Genomic DNA, 2441 nt, shown 5'->3' on the forward strand with positions numbered 1-2441 from the left:
TATAACAAGGAAATAACACATGTACTTTTCAATTTGCCTCTTATTGGCCTTGTTCCTCGATAAGGTCTTTGGCGAAGCCAAGCACTTTCATCCTCTCGTTGGCTTTGGCAATCTCGCCACCGACCTTGAGCACAAGTTAAATAGCGGGTCCGGCAAACGGCTTAAAGGCATCATTGCACTGACATTCCTATTAGTGCCTACCGTTCTACTCGCTTTCTATTTGGAGTTACTTACACTCAGCGAACCGATCGCTCACGTCGCCTTTGCCTCGTTCGTCTTATATACAGCGCTAGGTTGGCAAAGCCTCAAAGAACATGCTGAAGCGATTATTGAACCTTTAACCAAAAGGCATCTAGGTGAAGCTCGGAAGAAAGTCGCTCGAATTGTTAGTCGTGACACCAAGCATTTAACGCCCGAAGACGTCGCAAGCGCCAGTACAGAGTCTGTACTCGAAAATGGTGCTGACGCAATCTTTAGCACTATTTTCTGGTTTATTGTTGGCGGCATACCGGGCGTTGTTCTTTTCCGCCTGGTGAATACTCTCGATGCTATGTGGGGCTATAAGAACACTCGCTACAAGGACTTCGGGTGGGCTGCTGCTCGCCTTGATGATGTAATGAACTACCTTCCGGCTCGACTGACTGCACTTAGTTATGCGCTATGCGGGCAAACACGCAGCGCTTTTCAATGCTGGAAAACACAAGGTAAATTATGGAAGAGCCCCAATGCAGGCCCAGTCATGGCTGCTGGAGCTGGTGCACTTGAATTAAAACTAGGCGGTAGCGCCTGCTATGACGAAACACTTGAACAGCGATCTACGCTTGGCCCTAAACATGGTCAAGCGGCTTGTGCGCAAAGCATTCAAGAAGCGCTCAAGCTGATTAAACGCAGTCTAATTCTTTGGTGTGCTGCACTTATTTTTCTTGAAGGCTACTTCTTTCTGATTCGTTTCTATTAGGCCCCAGGATGACAACGCAACAAACACATATTGTCCATGGTGGCGACTTAGTCAGCGCCTCGATTCGCTATAACATTCCCGAATCAGATTGGGTGGATCTGTCAACCGGCCTTAACCCGATCACTTATCCTTGCGATGACATTCCGGCAACCGTATTCTCTAGATTGCCTTACCCTAGCCCGGAATTCAGGAAAACAGTCGAAGGCTATTATGGCCCGCATGCCTACCGCTCACTTGCTGGTACTCAAGAGATTATTCAACAACTGCCTTTGCTATTAGCAGATCTTCCTGTGATCTTGCCGTCCCTGGGTTACCAAGAGCATCAGTGTGCGTGGACAAACAAAGGCGCTGAGATTAGTTTTTACGATGCCTGCATCTTATCCAAAGCTGACGCCATGATTGAGCGGCTGATTGAAGCTAACTCACAACAGCATTTACTTATTATCAACCCGAATAATCCAAGCGGGCTCATGATTCCTCTAGAGAGCCTGTTCTCCTGGGCTGCCATGCTCGGAACTGACGCAATGCTGATCGTGGACGAAGCATTTATCGATCTAACACCTAAAGCCAGCCTACTCTCACGCCCACCCCTGCCCGATAACATTTTAGTACTGAGATCTTGCGGCAAATTCTTCGGCTTAGGCGGTATTCGGGCCGGCTTCATATTTGGCTCACCTAAAAGTCTCTCTCGCATACAGTTTCCGAGCAACCCTTGGCCACTCAACGGCCCAGCTATGCACATATTAAGCAAGGCCCTGCCCGATCGATACTGGCAACATGCCAGCCGAAAGCGCATCCAAAAGAGCGCCCAAGAAATCCAAAGCTTATTTGCGCCCTTGGTTCACAACAAAGCGCTCAAACTATTAGCTGATAGAGGCCTGTTTATTAGCTTCCAAGGTAGCCCATCTTATCTCAGCGAACTCTATGAGTTCTTCGCAAAAGCAGGTATTCTCTTGCGCCTTATATCTGTGAACAACGATTTTGCCATGCTACGAGTCGGCCTTGTTGATCATTTGGATAAAACGAGCATTGAACGAATCCGGCAGTGTGTTGCCCAAGTTGCCAGCAAAAATGCCTTTGATTCGTTTATAAAAACCAGGCCTCGAAGGTCAATTTCTGAGCGTAACAAATAGAGTATTTTTTCAATGTCCGCCGAAGACCAGACTGTAAACTTTACGCACGATGAACGCGAAGCGCTCTATAAAACCATTTTTAATCGACGTGATGTCAGAGGAGAATTCAAGCCCGACCCGATTCCGGATGAGGTCTTGGCCCGCATATTGAAAGCCGCACATCATGCGCCCTCGGTTGGCTTTATGCAGCCCTGGAACTTTATGTTAGTTCGCTCAAAAACAGTTCGACAACAAGTACAAGAGGCTTTTACTGATGCCAATAACGAAGCAATGGAAATGTTTCCGGACAACAAGAAGCCCCTGTATCAGTCTCTGAAGCTCGAAGGAATTTTAGACTCACCGCTTAACCT

General features: G+C 47.6%; 3 protein-coding genes. All 3 read left to right on the forward strand.

Annotated elements, in window-relative coordinates; genetic code table 11:
• The first annotated feature begins 19 nt into the window (after window positions 1-19).
• Complete coding sequence (gene cbiB / locus A3757_RS22225; protein ID WP_068552820.1) at window positions 20-958, forward strand: adenosylcobinamide-phosphate synthase CbiB; 939 nt, start codon at window positions 20-22, stop codon at window positions 956-958.
• A gap of 8 nt (window positions 959-966) precedes the next feature.
• Complete coding sequence (locus A3757_RS22230) at window positions 967-2091, forward strand: aminotransferase class I/II-fold pyridoxal phosphate-dependent enzyme (protein WP_068552818.1); 1125 nt, start codon at window positions 967-969, stop codon at window positions 2089-2091.
• A 12-nt stretch (window positions 2092-2103) separates the two neighbouring features.
• A partial coding sequence (locus A3757_RS22235) for a nitroreductase family protein (protein WP_197470224.1) occupies window positions 2104-2441 on the forward strand: 338 nt, incomplete at its 3' end.

The sequence above is a fragment of the Oleiphilus sp. HI0117 genome (assembly GCF_001635235.1).

Coding starts and splice junctions, on each gene's coding strand:
- A3757_RS22230 (WP_068552818.1), top strand. CDS start 967: ATGACAACGCAACAAACACATATTGTCCATGGTGGCGACTTAGTCAGC.
- cbiB (WP_068552820.1), top strand. CDS start 20: ATGTACTTTTCAATTTGCCTCTTATTGGCCTTGTTCCTCGATAAGGTC.